This window comes from Armatimonadota bacterium, assembly GCA_031432545.1.
GTDB lineage: Bacteria > Sysuimicrobiota > Sysuimicrobiia > Sysuimicrobiales > Sysuimicrobiaceae > Caldifonticola > Caldifonticola tengchongensis.
On record JAVKGX010000010.1, the window covers coordinates 45,896 to 61,740 of the forward strand.

Annotated in this window: 17 protein-coding genes and 1 pseudogene; all 18 read left to right on the forward strand. The window is 67.9% G+C overall.

What is annotated here, in order from left to right; all coding sequences use genetic code 11:
• Positions 1-9: 9 nt before the first annotated feature.
• Positions 10-522, forward strand: coding sequence for a CvpA family protein (locus QN163_09220; protein MDR5684193.1), 513 nt, complete (start codon positions 10-12; stop codon positions 520-522).
• 29 nt (positions 523-551) lie between these two features.
• Positions 552-2,279 carry a DNA polymerase/3'-5' exonuclease PolX gene (gene polX / locus QN163_09225; GenBank protein ID MDR5684194.1) on the forward strand — a complete coding sequence of 576 codons (1,728 nt, stop codon included), beginning with the start codon at positions 552-554 and terminating at the stop codon, positions 2,277-2,279.
• A gap of 4 nt (positions 2,280-2,283) precedes the next feature.
• Positions 2,284-2,910: a DNA-3-methyladenine glycosylase gene (locus QN163_09230; GenBank protein ID MDR5684195.1), complete on the forward strand. Its 627-nt coding sequence runs from the start codon at positions 2,284-2,286 to the stop codon at positions 2,908-2,910.
• Complete coding sequence (locus QN163_09235; GenBank protein MDR5684196.1) at positions 2,907-3,860, forward strand: hypothetical protein; 954 nt, start codon at positions 2,907-2,909, stop codon at positions 3,858-3,860. Before QN163_09230 ends, QN163_09235 begins: the two co-directional genes overlap by 4 nt.
• A gap of 9 nt (positions 3,861-3,869) precedes the next feature.
• A complete protein-coding gene (locus tag QN163_09240) occupies positions 3,870-6,200 on the forward strand; it encodes an endonuclease MutS2 (GenBank protein MDR5684197.1) in 2,331 nt (776 codons plus the stop codon).
• Positions 6,197-6,655: a YkvA family protein gene (locus tag QN163_09245; protein ID MDR5684198.1), complete on the forward strand. Its 459-nt coding sequence runs from the start codon at positions 6,197-6,199 to the stop codon at positions 6,653-6,655. Before QN163_09240 ends, QN163_09245 begins: the two co-directional genes overlap by 4 nt.
• A 64-nt stretch (positions 6,656-6,719) precedes the next feature.
• Positions 6,720-7,583, forward strand: coding sequence for a fumarylacetoacetate hydrolase family protein (locus QN163_09250; protein ID MDR5684199.1), 864 nt, complete (start codon positions 6,720-6,722; stop codon positions 7,581-7,583).
• Between the two features lie 48 nt (positions 7,584-7,631).
• The gene (locus QN163_09255) at positions 7,632-8,114 is read left to right on the forward strand and encodes a QueT transporter family protein (GenBank protein MDR5684200.1); all 483 of its coding nucleotides are present in this window, start codon (positions 7,632-7,634) and stop codon (positions 8,112-8,114) included.
• A gap of 51 nt (positions 8,115-8,165) precedes the next feature.
• The gene (gene tyrS / locus QN163_09260; GenBank protein MDR5684201.1) at positions 8,166-9,392 is read left to right on the forward strand and encodes a tyrosine--tRNA ligase; all 1,227 of its coding nucleotides are present in this window, start codon (positions 8,166-8,168) and stop codon (positions 9,390-9,392) included.
• Positions 9,393-9,418: 26 nt separating this feature from the next.
• A complete protein-coding gene (locus QN163_09265; GenBank protein ID MDR5684202.1) occupies positions 9,419-10,225 on the forward strand; it encodes a DUF72 domain-containing protein in 807 nt (268 codons plus the stop codon).
• 570 nt (positions 10,226-10,795) lie between these two features.
• Positions 10,796-11,257: a hypothetical protein gene (locus tag QN163_09270; protein ID MDR5684203.1), complete on the forward strand. Its 462-nt coding sequence runs from the start codon at positions 10,796-10,798 to the stop codon at positions 11,255-11,257.
• Entirely contained in the window at positions 11,258-11,698 is a 441-nt protein-coding gene (locus QN163_09275) for a hypothetical protein (GenBank protein ID MDR5684204.1), read from the forward strand.
• Positions 11,699-11,829: 131 nt separating this feature from the next.
• Positions 11,830-12,736: pseudogene (locus QN163_09280) on the forward strand (class I SAM-dependent DNA methyltransferase).
• Positions 12,737-12,771: 35 nt separating this feature from the next.
• Complete coding sequence (locus QN163_09285; GenBank protein ID MDR5684205.1) at positions 12,772-13,110, forward strand: hypothetical protein; 339 nt, start codon at positions 12,772-12,774, stop codon at positions 13,108-13,110.
• A 774-nt stretch (positions 13,111-13,884) separates the two neighbouring features.
• Positions 13,885-14,574, forward strand: a complete 690-nt coding sequence (locus tag QN163_09290; protein ID MDR5684206.1) for a DEAD/DEAH box helicase family protein — start codon at positions 13,885-13,887, stop codon at positions 14,572-14,574.
• Between the two features lie 138 nt (positions 14,575-14,712).
• The gene (locus QN163_09295; protein ID MDR5684207.1) at positions 14,713-15,033 is read left to right on the forward strand and encodes a type II toxin-antitoxin system prevent-host-death family antitoxin; all 321 of its coding nucleotides are present in this window, start codon (positions 14,713-14,715) and stop codon (positions 15,031-15,033) included.
• Positions 15,030-15,488 carry a type II toxin-antitoxin system VapC family toxin gene (locus QN163_09300; GenBank protein ID MDR5684208.1) on the forward strand — a complete coding sequence of 153 codons (459 nt, stop codon included), beginning with the start codon at positions 15,030-15,032 and terminating at the stop codon, positions 15,486-15,488. Before QN163_09295 ends, QN163_09300 begins: the two co-directional genes overlap by 4 nt.
• Positions 15,489-15,507: 19 nt before the next feature.
• On the forward strand, positions 15,508-15,663 hold the full coding sequence (locus QN163_09305; protein ID MDR5684209.1) for a hypothetical protein: 156 nt from the start codon (positions 15,508-15,510) through the stop codon (positions 15,661-15,663).
• Positions 15,664-15,845 lie beyond the last annotated feature (182 nt).

Sequence of the window (15,845 nt, forward strand, 5' to 3'; positions counted from 1 at the left end):
CAGAGTCGGATGACCTGGATCGACTGGGTCGTTGTGGGACTGGTCTTGCTGATGATCCTGTCCGGGCTCCAGCGCGGACCCGTGCGCGCCTTGCTGGAGAGCGTCTTCCTCCTGCTGGCGTTTACGGTCACCTCGCTCGTCTACAAGCCCGTCACCCAAGCCCTGTTCACGACGGAGTTTCCCTGGCCGGACTGGGCGGCGATGTTCACGTTCGCCGGGCTGTTGGTGGTCCTCGTGATCGTGGGCAACTTCCTCACGGCCGCGATCGCAGGGCGGAAGGCGGCGACCGGCGTGAACATCCTGCTGGGCGGGATCGTCGGCGCCGCCAAGGGCGTGCTGTGGGGCATGGTGTTCTTGGTGTTCGTGCTGGCGGCACCGTTTGCGCCCGCGGTCCGCCAGGACGTCGAGCGCTCCACCTTCGCATCGTATCTGGCGGACTGGCAGCGCGGCCTGCACCAAGCGGTGGACTCGCTGCTGCCGATCGACGTCCCGGCCCTGGGGCCGGGCGGGGAGAAGTTCTGAGATGCCGCCCGTCGGCCGGACCGTCGAACATGAAGAACCTCGAGCTCGCGGCGCTGTTCAATGAGATCGCCGACCTCCTGGAGATCAAGGGGGAGTCCACGTTTCGCGTCAACGCATACCGGCGAGCCGCGCGCGCGATGGAAACACTGGGGGAGGACATCGAGGTCCTCGCCGACCGCGGCGAACTCGAGGAGATCCCGGGCGTAGGCAAGAGCATCGCCGAGAAGATCAACGAGTACCTGCGGACCGGCAAGGTCGCCTACCACCTGGAACTGCTCCGCGAGCTGCCGCCGAGTCTGCCCAGCCTGATGCGCGTGCCGGGGCTGGGGCCCAAGACCGCGCTGGTCGTCTACGAGAGACTGGGCATCACCACCCTCGACGAACTGGAACGGGCGGCGCGCGAGGGGCGGCTGCGGGACCTTCCCCGCATGGGCCCCAAGACCGAGGAGAACATCCTGCGCGGCGTTGAGCAGGTCAAGCGTGCGGGCACGCGGACGCTGCTGGGCACGGCGCTGCCCCACGCGCAGGAGATCACCGCGCAGCTGCGTCGGCGTCGCGAGGTGCGCGACGTGATGGTGGCGGGGAGCCTGCGGCGCATGCGCGAGACGATCGGCGACATTGACGTCCTCGTGACCAGCCGCGACCCCGAGGCGACGATGGATGCGTTCGTCGCGCTCCCCGAAGTCGGGCAGGTGCTGTCCAAGGGTCCGACGCGCAGCAGCGTGATCTTGCGAATCGGCTTGCAGGCCGACCTGCGAGTCGTCGAGCCGGAGGCATTCGGTGCGGCGCTGCAGTACTTCACCGGCTCGAAGGACCACAACGTCCGGATCCGCGAACGCGCCGTGCGGATGGGCCTGAAACTGAACGAGTACGGCGTCTTTCGCGTGCGCGACAACAAGCGGATCGCCGGGCGCACCGAGGAGGAGGTCTACGCGGCGGTGAGGCTGCCGTGGATCCCGCCCGAGATGCGCGAGGCCCAAGGTGAGATCGAAGCCGCCGAGCGGGGGACGCTGCCGGTGCCCGTGTCGCGCGAGGACATCCGGGGCGACCTGCACATGCACACGAAGTGGAGCGACGGCCGGCACACCGCCCGGGAGATGGCACAGGCCGCCCAGCGTCTGGGCTACGAGTACATCTGCATCACCGACCACTCGCAGTCGCTGAAGTTCGCCGGTGGGGTCACGGTCGCGGACCTCCGCGCGCACGTCGCCGAGGTCCGGGAACTGTCCGACCGCATGGACGGCATCACGGTGCTGATCGGTTCGGAGGTCGACATCCTGCCCGACGGCGGACTCGATTACCCGGACGACGTCCTGGCCGAACTGGACGTGGTCATCGCCTCGGTGCACAGCCGCTTCAAGATGACCGTGAAGGAGATGACCGACCGCATCGTGCGCGCCATGCACAACCCATACGTCACGATCATCGGGCACCCTACGGGACGGTTGATCGGCAGGCGCGACCCCTATGAGGTCGACGTCGACCGGTTGATCGAGGCGGCGCGCAAGACGGCTACGATCCTAGAACTCAACGCACAGCCCGACCGGCTCGACCTCCGCGACGCCTACGTGCGGACGGCCTCCGAGCGCGGCGTCAAGATCGCCATCGGCACCGATGCGCACAGTACGTCGGAGCTTGCGTTCATGGAGTTCGGAGTCGGGACGGCACGCCGGGGCTGGCTGCGGGCGTCCGACGTGGTGAACACCCTGCCGCTTGGGCACCTGCTCCGCCAGATCCGGCAGAAGCGCGAGGGGTGAGGGCGTGTCTGGGGTCCGCAATGCGGGTGTGCCGGTCATCCTGCGGGTTTTGCCGAGCGCGCTGCAGAGGTCGTTCTTCGCCCGACCGACGCTCGAGGTGGCGCGCGACCTGGTCGGGGCGCTGCTCATCCGGCAGCTGCCCGATGCCCGGGCTGTCGTGCGAGTGGTGGAGGTCGAGGCGTACCTGGGCCCCGCCGACCCCGCCAGCCACGCGTTTCGCCGTACGCGTCGCAGCGAGGTGATGTGGGGCCCGCCGGGCACGGCCTACGTGTACTTCTCGTACGGGAACCACTTCTGCCTCAACGTCGTGACCGAGCGCGAGGGCACGGCGGGTGCGGTGCTGTTGCGCGCCGGCCAGCCCCTGGCAGGATTGGAGGTCATGGTCCGCTTGCGCGGCACGACCGAGGTGCACCAGCTGTGCAGCGGACCCGGCCGTCTGACCCAGGCGCTGGCTATCGACGGATCGTTCAACCGCGCGGATCTCACGCGTCGCGGCGCCCTGTATTTGGCGCGCGGCACGCCGCCGCATCGCGTGGCGACGTCCCCCCGGATCGGCATCCGCCGCGCCGCCGATCGGCCGTGGCGGTTCTTCGACCCGGACAGTCCGTTTGTGTCGCGGCGGAGGACGTGAACCGCACCCGCGTCCTGCTTTGGTTCGTCGACGGGCTGGGGGTCGGGGAGTGCGATCCCCGGGTGAATCCTGTGGTCCGGGCGCGCACCCCCGGTCTGGACCGGATGCTGGCCGGGAGGCTGTGCTGGGCCACCCTTCCGGTCCGCAATGGCGGCTGCTGGGCGACCGCCGTGGACGCGACGCTCGGCGTGGTGGGCCTGCCACAGAGCGCCACGGGGCAGACGGCCCTGCTGACGGGCATCAACGCGGCCGCCCTCCAAGGGCGGCACGTCACCGCGTACCCCACGCGCGCCCTACGGGCGCTGCTGGACGAGCACAGCCTGTTCCACCGCGCCCGGCGGGCTGGGTTGCGCGTCGCGTTCGCCAACGCGTTCACCGACGACTACTTCGCGGAAGTCGAGGGCCGGCGGCGGCACGCGGCGTTCACCTACGCGGCGATATCAGCCGGAATTCCCCTGTGCACGATGGACGCCCTGCGCAGCGGCCGGGCCGCGGCGATGGACCTGACGAATCAACGGTTCCGCGCGATGGGCCACGACGTACCGCAAGTCGAGCCCGAGGACGCAGGCCGCGCGCTTGCCCGCCTTGCCCGCGACTACGATCTGACGGTCTTCGAGTTCTTCCTGACCGACATGGCTGGCCACCGGCGCTGGAACCTCGACCCGGTGGCGGTGGTCGAACGGTTGGATCGTGCCTTTGGCGCTTCGGTGGAGGCGAGCGACCTCGCCGAGACGCTGATCGTCCTGACGAGCGATCACGGCAACATCGAAGACGGCACCACGGACGTCCACACGCACAACCCCGTGCCCCTGGTCGCCGTGGGTGCGCGCGCGGAGCAGGTCGCATCCTCGGTGCGGTCGATCGCCGACGTATCCCCCGCGATCCTGGCGGTCCTCGAAGCGGGGCAGTCTGCGCCGATCCGTCGCCCCCCGACCGCCGGCGCCTGCTAATCTGAACACATGGACGAACGCACGCTGCGCGTGCTGGAGTTCTTCCGGGTCCGCCAGCGGCTGGCGGCTGCGACGGCGAGCCCCCTGGGCGAGGAGGTCGCCTCCGCGCTGCTGCCGTCCGGCGACCGCGCCACGGTCGAGGAGTGGCTCCAGGAGACAACCGAGGCGCGGCTGCTGCTCGCCGCGGGCGAAGTGCCCCTGCGCGCGCTGCCGGACGTCCGTCCCGTGCTCCACCGCGCCCGCATCGGCGCGGTGCTTCGGGCCGAAGAACTGCTGGAGATCCTCCACGTGCTGCGCGCAGCCCGCCTGACGAAGGCCTACGTCCTCGAACGCGCAGACAGAGTCCCCCACTTCGCTGCGGCCGTGCGGGAGGTCCCGTCGTTCGAGCTGCTGGAAGCGGCGATCGAGCGGGCGATCTCCGAAGACGGCAGCGTGCTGGACTCCGCCAGTGCCGAGCTGGCGCGGATCCGGCGGGACATCCGGGCGACGCAGGAGAGGCTGCGGGCCAAGCTCGAGGAGATCGTCCGGTCAGAGCGCTGGGGACGGATGTTGCAGGACCCGGTCGTCACCGTCCGCGGCGACCGGTACGTCGTGCCCGTCAAGCAGGCCTACGTGTCCCAGTTCCCCGGCATCCTGCACGACCAGTCCGCCAGCGGCGCCACCGCGTTCATGGAACCCCTGGTCGCCGTACAGATGGGCAACCGGCTGCGGGAACTGGAGGGAGCACAGGCGCGGGAGGTCGAGCGCGTGCTGGCGGCGCTGTCCTCGCGTGTGGGCGAACGCGCCGACGAGGCTCAGACGACGGTCGCGATCCTCGGCAGAGTGGACTTCGCGTTGGCGAAAGCACGCCTGGCCGAGGAGCTGGATGCGGTGCAGCCTGTCCTGCAAGACGCCCCCGCGCTGGACTTCCGGCGGGCGCGCCACCCTCTGCTGATCCCGCGCCGCGGCGAGCCGCGCACCGTCGTGCCCATCGACGTCCGGCTGGGGGATGACTTCCGGACGCTGGTCATAACCGGTCCCAACACCGGAGGCAAGACGGTCACCCTGAAGACCATCGGTCTGCTCACGCTGATGGCCCAGGCCGGGCTGCACATCCCGGTGGATCTGGGCAGCCGCGCGGGCCTGTTCGAAGAGGTGTTCGCGGACATCGGGGACGAGCAGAGCATCGAGCATTCGCTGTCGACGTTCTCCTCCCACATGACGGCGATCGTGCGCATCCTCGACCGGGCTTCGCCGACCTCGCTTGTTTTGCTGGACGAAATCGGAGCGGGCACCGACCCGACCGAGGGATCGGCGCTGGCCCGGGCGATCATCGAGACGCTGCACGAACGAGGCGCGCGCACCGTCGTCACGACCCACTACGGCGAGCTGAAGGCGCTCGCCTACCAGACGCCGGGCATCGAAAACGCTTCGGTGGAGTTCGACGTCGAGACGCTGCGCCCCACGTACCGGTTGCGGATCGGGACCCCGGGCCGGAGCAACGCATTCGTCATCGCCTCGCGCCTGGGGCTGGCCGACGAGGTCGTCTCGCGGGCGAAGTCGTACCTGGCGGCGGAGTTGCTGGCCGTGGACGACGTCCTGGCCGGCATCGAGCGCGATCAGAGGACCGTCGCCTCGGAACGTGCGCGGGCGGCCGAGCTGCGTCGGGACCTGGAAGAACTGCGCGCACGTTACGAACAGCGCCTGCGCAGTCTGGAGGTCGAGCGCGACCAGGTCCTCGAACGTGCTCGTTCCCAGGCGCGGCAAATCGTCGAGCAGGCCCGCGCCGAAGTGGACGCGATCCTGGTGTCGCTGAGGGCCGAGCGCGCGGAACGGGCCGCGGAGGCCGCGCGCCGGCGCCTTCGGACGATCGAGGAATCCCTGCGGCCCGCCCCCGGCGTCCCGCGGCCGCCCCCGCCTTCGGTGGAGCCGGGTGCGCCGGTGCACGTCGCGTCGCTGAACGCCGGCGGCACCGTGGCGGCATTGGGCGAGCGCGACGTGGAAGTGCAGATCGGACCGGTGAAGGTCCGGGTTCAGCGGGAGGACCTACGTGCGGCGCAGCCTGCCGCACCGGCGGGGAGGGCACCGATGCCGACGGGCACGGCGGAAGCAGCGGTCGTCCCATCGAGGCTGGACCTGCGGGGGCAGACCGCCGAAGAGGCGGCCTCGGCCCTGGAGAAATACCTCGACAGCGCGCTGCTGGCCGGATTGCCGCGGGCCGTGATCGTGCACGGCAAGGGCACCGGCGCACTGCGGCGGGCGGTGCACCAGACGCTTTCCGCCCATCCCGAGGTCCGCTTCCGCCTGGCGCCGCCCCACGAGGGCGGGGAGGGTGCCACGATCGTGGAGTTCGTGACGTGAAAGGCACGCTGGTCCGCGTGGCGTCCCGACCGGATCTGATTCCGGTCCTGCGGCGCCTGCCCGCATACGCGCGCCTGGCGTACCGTCTGGTCCGCGACGCGCGGGTCGGGCGGTGGGAGAAGGCGCTGCTGTGGGGCGGTGTGGGTTACCTGGTATCGCCGGTCGACCTGATCCCCGGCGTCGTGCCGGTGATCGGCCAGCTCGACGACCTGACCGTCGCGCTGTGGGCGCTGCGCAGGGCATTGCGGAGGATCCCCGCCGAAGTCGCCGACGAGCACCTGCGCGCCGTCGGCGTCACGGCTGACCAGATCGACGCCGACAGCCGGCGGGCCGCGGCCGCGACGGCGATCCTCGCGGGTGTGGCGCTGTCCGTCGCACGCAGGGGTCTGGGGTGGGCGGGCACCGCCGCGCTGCAGAGCGCCGGATCGCTGTGGCGCCTGTGGCGGAAGCGATGACGTTCGATCGTACCTACGGCACCTGACTTGTTGCGGGTGGCCGGAAGTCGCGGAGGCACAGACGATGAAACTGGCGCGGGTGCGGGACGGATCGCACGAAGGCGTGGCGGTGGTCGTGCGGGAGTGGGCCATCCTCCTGGAGGGTGTGCGCAGCGTGGTCGACGTCCTCCGGCACCGAGATGTGCTTGCACGCATGGAGGAGCTGGTCGCGCGCATGGAGGCCATCCCCGCTGCAGACGAGGTGGAAGGCCAGGTACGGCCGCTGGACGCCGTGACCCTGCTGGCGCCCATTCCGCGTCCGCCGAAGATCGTGGCGCTGGGCCGTAACTACGCCGCCCACGCGCGCGAGATGGGCAACATCCCCAGCGAGGAACCGACGATCTTCTTCAAGCCCCCCAGTTCGGTCATCGGTCCCGACGAACCGATCCTGCTGCCGCCGGAGTCGCACGAGGTGCACCACGAGATCGAAATCGGCGTGGTGATCGCCGCACACGGCGTCCGCGTCCCCGCCGAGCGTGCGTACGAGATCGTCGGCGGCTACACGGTGCTCAACGACCTGACCGCGCGGGACATCCAGAGGGAGGACATCCGCCGCGCGCAGCCGTTCGACCGCGCCAAGTCCTTCGACACCTTCTGTCCGATGGGGCCGTTCGTCGTGACGAAGGCGTCCCTGCCCAACCCCCAAGACGTCCGGCTCGTGCTGCGGGTGAACGGGGAGGTCCGCCAGGACTCGTCGACCGCGGACATGATCCTGTCGATTCCGCGCGCGATCGCCTACATCACCCGCTACATGTCGCTCGAACCGGGCGATGTGATCGCGACCGGGACGCCGGAGGGCGTGGGGCCGCTGCGGCCCGGCGACGTCGTGGAAGCGGAGATCGGCGGGATCGGCGTGCTGCGCAACCCGGTCATCGCCCTCACCGCGTAGGCGAGGGGACCGCTGCCGGAGCCCGGTGGCCGCTATGCTGGAGGAAAGATGACAGCCGACGTGCGGACCCTCACCCGCGCCGCCGTTATCGCCGCAGCGTACGCCGCGATCACGGTTTCGCTGGGCGATCTGGGATACGGGCCGGTGCAGGTGCGGGTCTCCGAGGCGCTCGCGGTGCTGCCGTTTTTGGACCCGGTCGGGGGCACGCTGGGCGTGACGGTGGGCGTCCTGTTGGCCAACGTCCTGGGTCCGTACGGCCTGCCCGACATCGTGGGCGGGACGCTGCTTACGTTGACCGCGGCGCTGCTGACGGCGCGCATGCCCAAGCCGTGGCTGGCGCCGCTGCCGCCGGTGGTCGTGAACGCGGTGGGTGTACCGCTGTACCTCACCGCCTTGCTGGGCATCCCGTACTGGCCCACCGTCGGAGCGGTCCTGGCTGGACAGACGGTCGCGTGCTACGCGCTCGGCTACCCGCTGTTGCTGGCCCTGCGCAACCGGCCGCAGCTGTTGGGCCTTCCGCGCCGACCGTAGGCGCGGGGTACGGACGATGCACACCCGCCGACGATCGAACGGAGGTCGACGTTGCCGGTAACGCTGTCCCCCGAAGAACAGTTGGAACGGCTGCGGCGCGGGGCCGTCGAGATCATCACCGAGGAGGAGCTGCTGGCCAAGCTGCGCAAAGGACGCCCCCTGCGCGTCAAGCTCGGCCTGGATCCCACCGCCCCGGACATCCACATCGGGTTCGCGGTCGTGCTGCGCAAGCTCCGACAGTTCCAGGACCTCGGGCACGAGGCCATCATCGTCATCGGCGACTTTACGGGCCTGATCGGGGATCCCAGCGGCAAGAAGCAGACCCGCCCGATGCTCACGCGCGAAGAGATCGAGCGCAACGCCGCGACCTACCGCGATCAGTACGGCCGCATCCTCGATCCCGACAGGACGCGCGTCGTGTTCAACAGCCAGTGGCTAGCCCCGCAGACGTTCGCGGACGTGGTCCGGCTGTGCAGCCGCGTGACCGTGGCGAGGGTACTGGAGCGCGACGACTTCGCGACCCGGTGGCGGGAGGGCAGCGCGATCGGCCTCCACGAGTTGCTGTACCCGCTGTGCCAAGCGTACGACTCCGTGGCGTTGCAGGCTGACGTCGAGCTCGGCGGCACCGACCAGAAGTTCAACAACCTGATGGGCCGAGACCTCCAGCGCGAGTTCGGACAGCCACCGCAGGTCGTGCTGCTGACGCCGCTGCTGCCGGGGCTGGACGGCGTCGAGAAGATGAGCAAGTCGCTGGGCAACTACATCGGGATCACCGAACCGCCGTCGGAGATGTACGGCAAGGTGATGTCGGTGCCCGACCACGTCATGCCCGACTACTTCGAGCTGTGCACCGACGTGCCGACCGAAGAGGTCCGCACGATCGTGGCGGGTCTGGCCGACGGATCGGTGCACCCGCGGGACGCCAAGCGCCGCCTGGCCCGCGAGATCGTCGCCGTATGGCACGGCCCCGCCGCGGCGGAACAAGCCGAGCGGGAGTTCGACCGCGTGTTCGCGCGCGACGAGCTTCCCAGCGAGATCCCCGAAGTGCACGTCCGCCGCGCAGATCTGGACGGGGAGGACGGGATCGACGTCGTCCGCCTGCTCCGGCTGGCAGGACTCGTCGACTCGAACAGCGAGGCGCGCCGCCTGATCGCCCAGGGCGGCGTGCGCCTCGACGGCCGCCGTGTGGAAGCGGCGGACGTCCGGGTGGCGGTCGGAGACGGAGCCGTCGTCCAGGTAGGCAAGCGCCGCTTCGCCAGGATACGGATCATGGAGTAGCCGCCGGCGCGGTCGGTGAGACCCGTATGATCCGCACCCGGCGCACGAACGATCGTCCGACCCCCGCGCCGGCCGCACTCTGGATCGGTACCTGCGGATTCGACTATCCGCACTGGGTGAACGTGTTCTATCCTCGCGATCTGCCCCGGCGCGAGTGGTTTGCGTACTACGCCCGCCACTTCGACACCGTGGAGCTGAACGTCACCTTCTACCGCCTGCCGCACCGCAGGACGTTTGAGGCGTGGGCACGCCAGGCGCCCGAAGGATTTTGCTTCGCCCTCAAGGGGAGTCGGTTCATCACCCACGTCAAGCGCCTGCGCGACGCAGCGGGCGCCGTGGCGAACTTCTTCGAGAACGCCCAGCTGCTGGGAGGCCGGCTGCGCTGCGTCCTGTGGCAGCTCCCGGCGCGGTTTGCGGCCGACGCGAACCGGCTGCGCGAATTCTTGCGCGCGCTGCCCGGCCGGACGCTTCACGCGTTCGAGTTCCGCGACAGGTCGTGGTTTACCGACGACGTGTTCGCCGCGCTGCGCGAGACCAACGCCGCGATCGCCGCCGCGGACTGGCCGTTCCAGGTTCTCCTGCCCGGCATGCGGCCCCGCCGGATCGCACGGCAGGCCGTCCGTGTTCCGGCGACGGCCGACTGGGCCTACCTCCGGCGTCACGGCCCCGGCGATCGCTACGGCGGCGCGTACACCTTGGCGATGCTGCGATCGGACGCCGAGTGGATCCGCAGCCGGCACCCGGCATTCCGCGAGGTGTTCGTGTACTTCAACAACGACCCATCCGGCCACGCCGTCCGCAACGCGCTGCGCCTGCGCCGTCTGGTCGAGTAACTGCACTCAGGAGGCCTTTCCGCCCGCCGCGCGCCCTGGCGGGGTGGAGGATTCTGATCCGGTCGGCGCGGGTCTTTCGGTCGTCCGGTCGAACCCAGTCACCTCCTCGCCCGACGAACAAGAGATCGGTATAATGCGGGTCAAACCGGGGAGTGAGATCGTCCATTGGCGAAAGACAATCGCATCAGTACCGTTCCTCAGAATGGTGCCATGGTCGGGTATGGTGGCTTGGTCCGCCTCGTCGCGTTCAGCGGTGGGAAGGCAGAAAGGGTCCAAGCGAACACATGTACGCAACCTAGTTATCCTCGTGGATAGTGTAGTGCAATTTGTATGCAGCCTAAAGTCCACGAGCTAACTTGGGACGACGAGACGGTGGAAAAGCTCTCGGGGGAAGCACCGTGTTCGACCTTGGGAAGTGGAACAGGTGGTCTTTGAGGACGAGGAGGCGGAGTTCAGGTGGTCCCGGGACCGCCGGCACGGCAGGCGGTTACTGGTCCGGGGCCGCACGGCTGGGGGCCGGCGCTTGCTGATCATCCTGAGGCCGGTGGATCCGGAAGGAGGGTTGTGGAGATGCGCAAGGGCGTGGGACGACGAGTGAGGGGAAATGACGAGATGACGAAGGAGGAACCCCAGCGCCTGTGGGAGACGGCGCAGCCTGTGGAAGTGGAGCGCCGGCGGAGGGAGAGCAGTGTGCTCTCGGTCCGCCTACCCTCCCATGTCTTCGACGAACTGGTGTGGGAGGCCCAGCGCCAGGGTAAGGGACCGGCCACGCTTGCACGAGAGCTGATCGAGGACGGGCTTACCCGAAAGGAAGCAGCCCCACTTGCCCTGCTCTTTGAGCGCTTGGCCCAGCGTTTGAGGGAACTCCAATGGAAGGCGCCTTCTGTACACTTTAGCGAAACGCCCTTCGGATCTGTGATAAAGCCTGAAAGGAGCACGCTCTGTACCTATTTCTCGGCTGCACGCACAGCGGCACTTCTAGGTCAGCCCAGTACAGGGCCAGCGGAGGAGGTCAAGGTGAGGGTGAAGTAGGTGAACACGCACGAGGTGCTGACAGATCAGTGGCGGGTCACCGTCCTTCTCTGTGACTTCGCGCAGGTCGCGGCTGGCAAGCTTTACCTGCTCGGCGGAGGCTGGAGCCTGTGCGGCCCGGGGCCCTTCCAGCACGGGCTGGCCATCAAAGTGGAGGTCCCGTGGACCGAGGCGAACCGGCCCCACGTCCTGGAGGGCGTCCTCAAGGATGCGGACGAGCGGTCTGTAAGAGTCGGGGACCCTCCCAACGAGGTCCGGTTCAGAGCGGAGTTCGAGGTGGGCCGCCCGCCGGGCCTGCCGGCTGGCACCGCCCTGGACGTCCCGCTCGCGGTGAACTTCGGCCCCCTGGAACTTCCTCCGGGGGCCGCCTACTTCTGGTCCATAAGCGTGGATGGTAAGGAGCTCCAGCGGGTGAGGTTCAGGACGAGGAGCCGGGGATGATGGGGGCTTGGCCCGTACGTTGAAACCCGTAGTTGCGGGGAAAGGTGAACCCTGCGATGCCCAGGACTTGGTCCTCCTCCACGACCCAACTCAACAGCGCCACGGTGGGCTACGAGGCCGAACTGTGGCGCATGGCCGACGCCCTGCGCGGCTCGATGGACGCCGCCGAGTACAAGCACGTGGTCTTGGGCCTGATCTTCCTGAAGTACATCTCCGACGCCTTCGAGGAGCACCGCCAGCGACTCGCGCAGGAGCCCTACGCAGACCCCGAAGACCCGGACGAGTACCGCGCCGCAAACGTCTTCTGGGTGCCGCCCGAGTCCCGCTGGGAGCGGCTTCGCCGGAACGCCCGCCAACCCACCATTGACCAGCTCGTGGACGAGGCCATGAAGGCCGTGGAACGGGACAACCCAGCGCTGAAGGGTGTGCTGCCCAAGGACTACGCTCGCCCCCGCCCTGGACAAAGCCCGCTTGGGCCAGCTCATCGACCTCATCACCAACATTCCGGTGGGCAACGCCGACGCCCGTTCCCGCGACGTCCTGGGCCGGGTCTACGAGTACTTCCTCGGCCAGTTCGCCAGCGCCGAGGGCAAGAAGGGCGGCGAGTTCTACACGCCGCGCTGCGTAGTGCGCCTCCTGGTGGAAATGCTGGAGCCCTTCCAAGGGCGTGTCTACGACCCCTGCTGCGGCTCTTCAGGGATGTTCGTCCAGTCCGTAGAGTTCATCGAGGCCCATGCCACGGGCAAGGGCAACGGCGGCCGGGCTCGTTCCCAGATCAGCATTTACGGCCAGGAACTTAACTACACCACCTGGCGCCTGGCTAAAATGAACCTGGCGATTCGGGGCATTGATGGCCTCATCGAGCAAGGGGACACCTTCCTGAGCGACCGTTTCCCTGACCTCAAGGCCGACTATATCCTGGCCAATCCACCCTTCAACATGAAGGAGTGGGGCGGCGACCGCCTGCGCGACGACAAACGGTGGAAGTTCGGCGCGCCCCCCGTGCGGAACGCCAATTTCGCCTGGGTCCAGCACATCGACAGTTGGCTCCAGCATCATCGTTGGGAGGAAGGATGAAGCCAGGTTCTGTCGTCCGCTTTCGCAACCGAGACTGGGTATTGCTGCCCAGCGACCAGGGGGATGTCGCCCTCCTGTGGCCCCTCAGGGGCACGAGCGACGATGTGGTGGCGGCGCACCGTCGGCTGACAGACCTGGTGGGCTACAGTCTCCCTACCGAACGCATCTCGCTCTCTGGGTTCCCACCGCCGTCTGCCCACTCGGTCGCGGACGCCCAGAGCCTGCACCTGCTTTGGCAGGCGGCCCGGCTGTCGCTCCGGGAGGGGGCCGCGCCCTTCCGCTCGCTGGGGCGCATCTCCATCCGCCCCCGCACGTACCAGCTGGTCCCCTCATGATGGCACTCCGTCTGGACCCCGTGCGCCTGCTCGTCGCCGACGTGGAGCCTCCCCTTGAACCTGAACTGTCTGGAACAGAGGGAAGGTCGAGTGGACCGCTACGAGCAGCCGTCTCCCATCGTCAAGGCCGTGCGCTACTACGGCAGGGACAACCCCGTGGACGGGGCTGTCATCCGCGTACTGCTCGACAAGGTCCGGGAGATCCGCCAGACGCTGGGGACCCACGTGCCGGTGCCCGGGGAGGAGGAAAGCGTCACACAAGCGGCGTTGGAAGCCCTGCTTCTCTTTGGATGCCGGGGTTCCGGGAGCAACTCGTCCTACTCACGGCCGGGCAATGGATCGAGCTTCCGATCGCCAAAGATTCCAAACGAGACGGGGTGTGGCAGTCGAGTCTCGACCCCTCAAGTCTTGATGCTGCGCCTGAGCTCATTCGTCTGGTCCATCCGGACCATTTGTTGCTCGCTACTCACACTCGCTCATCCATTCGGGCAACCGCGTTTTTCATCTGGAAGGTAGCCTAGATCTCGGAGAAGAAGGCAGAACAAGAGTAATTTGCAGCCCCAAAATAGGGACGCGGGGACAAGAGAATATGGCACGGAATGAAGCCGACACTCGAGCACAACTTGTTGAGCCTAAACTGAAAGCCGCGCAATGGACGGCACAAGCGATCGCGCGAGAGTTCTGTTACAGCACCAATCACCAATACGCTCCGGGCAAGATCATCCTCGTAGGGACGGGGTGCAACGAGGGAAACCCAAAAGGCTGGATTATCCTTTGCGCTATACCGATGGATTCCCCATTGCCGTGGTGGAGGCGGAACCGGAAAGTAGGCAGCCCGAGGCTGGCTTAGAGCAGGCCAAACGCTATGCCCAGGATCTTGGCCTGGCTTTCGCCTATGCCACCAATGGTCACAAGACACTCGAGTACGACTTCTTCACCCACACCAGCCGCGAGCTTTCTACCTTTCCCACCCCTCAGGAGCTGTGGGAGTGCTGGAAGGACAACACCGGTTTGGAACAACCTACTGCTGGGATGATCTCAAAAGCACCTGCCGTCTACGGCGTCGGCGGAGAGCCCGCGAATGCGATCCTCTACCCCTACTACCCAGAAAGCCAGTGCGGCAAGCGCCCATACTACTTTCAAGAGCAGGCCATTCGCAAGGTGACCCTGCGCATCATGCGTGGGAAAGAGCGGATTCTCCTGACGATGGCGACGGGAATAGGCAAAACCTTCGTCGCCTTCCAAGTAGTTTGGAAAGTCCTCAAGTCCGGATGGCTGGAAAGGTGGCACCCCGAACGCCCAGTGCGCGTACTCTTTTTAGCCGACCGCGTGGTGCTTCGCAATCAGGCGTATAAGACCTTCTCCCCTTTGGCGACCGGCACCAGCGACCCGCGGTGTCTCATCGAAGGGCAACCACCTAATTTGAACCGAGACCTGTATTTTGGCATCTATCAAACCCTATGAAGTCCGGACGAGGCTGGTGAACGCCTCTTTGAGAAGTTTCCACGAAACTTCTTCGGCCTCGTCATTATTGACGAGTGCCACCGCTCCGGCTGGGGCACCTGGCGATGCGGTTGAGGTCACTAGGCTGCAATAGTGGTCATGAACGCCTATAATGTGACTACAATACTCAACTTCGCATCGGGAGGGACGGTGGACACGGTCAGCGTGCGGGAGCTGAAGGCGCGTCTCAGCCACTATTTGCGCCGCGTCCGCCAGGGGCGGCGTATCGTCGTGACCGCCCGCCGGCGACCCGTCGCGATCCTGGGCCCCACTGTCGGGGGGCCGGAAGACGAACGGCTCGATACGATGCTCCGGGATGGGACGGCGGCGTGGGGCGGCGGCGTCCCCAGGGGCAGCTCGCACCCCGCACGCGTCGTCGGGGCGCCGGTGGCCGCGGCGGTGGTTGAGGACCGGCGGTGAACCTCTACCTGGACACGAGCGCGCTGGTCAAGCTGTATGTAGCTGAGGAAGCCTCTCCGGTCGTCCGCGGGGCCGTTCAGACGGCGCGCCTGGTGGCCACCTCGATTCTGGCCTACGTGGAAGCCCGGGCGGCCTTCGCCCGGCGGCAGCGGGAAGGAGGCATGTCTCGAGGGGATCACCGGCGGATCCAGCGGGACCTCGATCGTGACTGGGAGCACTACGTGCGGCTCCAGGTGTCCGAGCTCCTCGTCCGGTCAGCGGCCCGGCTTGCCGAGCGGGAGCGCTTGCGCGCATACGACGCGCTCCACCTGGCCTCGGCCCTGACCCTCAAGCAGCGGCTGGCCGCGCCGGTGGTGTTCGCGTGCTGGGACGCACGGCTTCACACAGCCGCCCGTCGGGTCCACCTGTCAGTCCTGCCGGCGTCGCCGTCCCCGCCTGCACCATCTGGGACCTGATCGCCGCAGGCCGTCTCTGATGGGGCGTCAGAACAGCGTGGCCAGGGCCATCACGATGCTGGAGAACGCCTACGGCGACCTCAAGCGCGGCACCGGCGACATGCGCGGGGCGCTGGCCGGGTTGCGCCGGCCCTCGCATGCATCATCGGACGCCTTGGCGGAATACCCGAGATGAAGTCGCCGCTGTTTGCGGGCACGTAGCCGGAGGATCACTGTTGGCTGGAGCTGGACACGGTGAAGGAGCTTCCCGAGGTCAGCCGGTCACGTCGGCGGTGCGAACGCCTCTCAGACGCGAGAAGCCTTTGAGTGCCATGCCCCTACCCTGCTGCCCAGACCCTGCGGACCTGCGGTCCTGCC

Excerpts from the sequence above, each read along its gene's own strand:
- QN163_09220 (MDR5684193.1), top strand. The coding sequence starts at position 10 with ATGACCTGGATCGACTGGGTCGTTGTGGGACTGGTCTTGCTGATGATC.
- QN163_09265 (MDR5684202.1), top strand. The coding sequence starts at position 9,419 with ATGATCCGCACCCGGCGCACGAACGATCGTCCGACCCCCGCGCCGGCC.
- polX (MDR5684194.1), top strand. The coding sequence starts at position 552 with ATGAAGAACCTCGAGCTCGCGGCGCTGTTCAATGAGATCGCCGACCTC.
- QN163_09255 (MDR5684200.1), top strand. The coding sequence starts at position 7,632 with ATGACAGCCGACGTGCGGACCCTCACCCGCGCCGCCGTTATCGCCGCA.
- QN163_09270 (MDR5684203.1), top strand. The coding sequence starts at position 10,796 with ATGCGCAAGGGCGTGGGACGACGAGTGAGGGGAAATGACGAGATGACG.
- QN163_09250 (MDR5684199.1), top strand. The coding sequence starts at position 6,720 with ATGAAACTGGCGCGGGTGCGGGACGGATCGCACGAAGGCGTGGCGGTG.
- QN163_09295 (MDR5684207.1), top strand. The coding sequence starts at position 14,713 with ATGAACGCCTATAATGTGACTACAATACTCAACTTCGCATCGGGAGGG.
- QN163_09240 (MDR5684197.1), top strand. The coding sequence starts at position 3,870 with ATGGACGAACGCACGCTGCGCGTGCTGGAGTTCTTCCGGGTCCGCCAG.
- QN163_09285 (MDR5684205.1), top strand. The coding sequence starts at position 12,772 with ATGAAGCCAGGTTCTGTCGTCCGCTTTCGCAACCGAGACTGGGTATTG.
- QN163_09305 (MDR5684209.1), top strand. The coding sequence starts at position 15,508 with ATGGGGCGTCAGAACAGCGTGGCCAGGGCCATCACGATGCTGGAGAAC.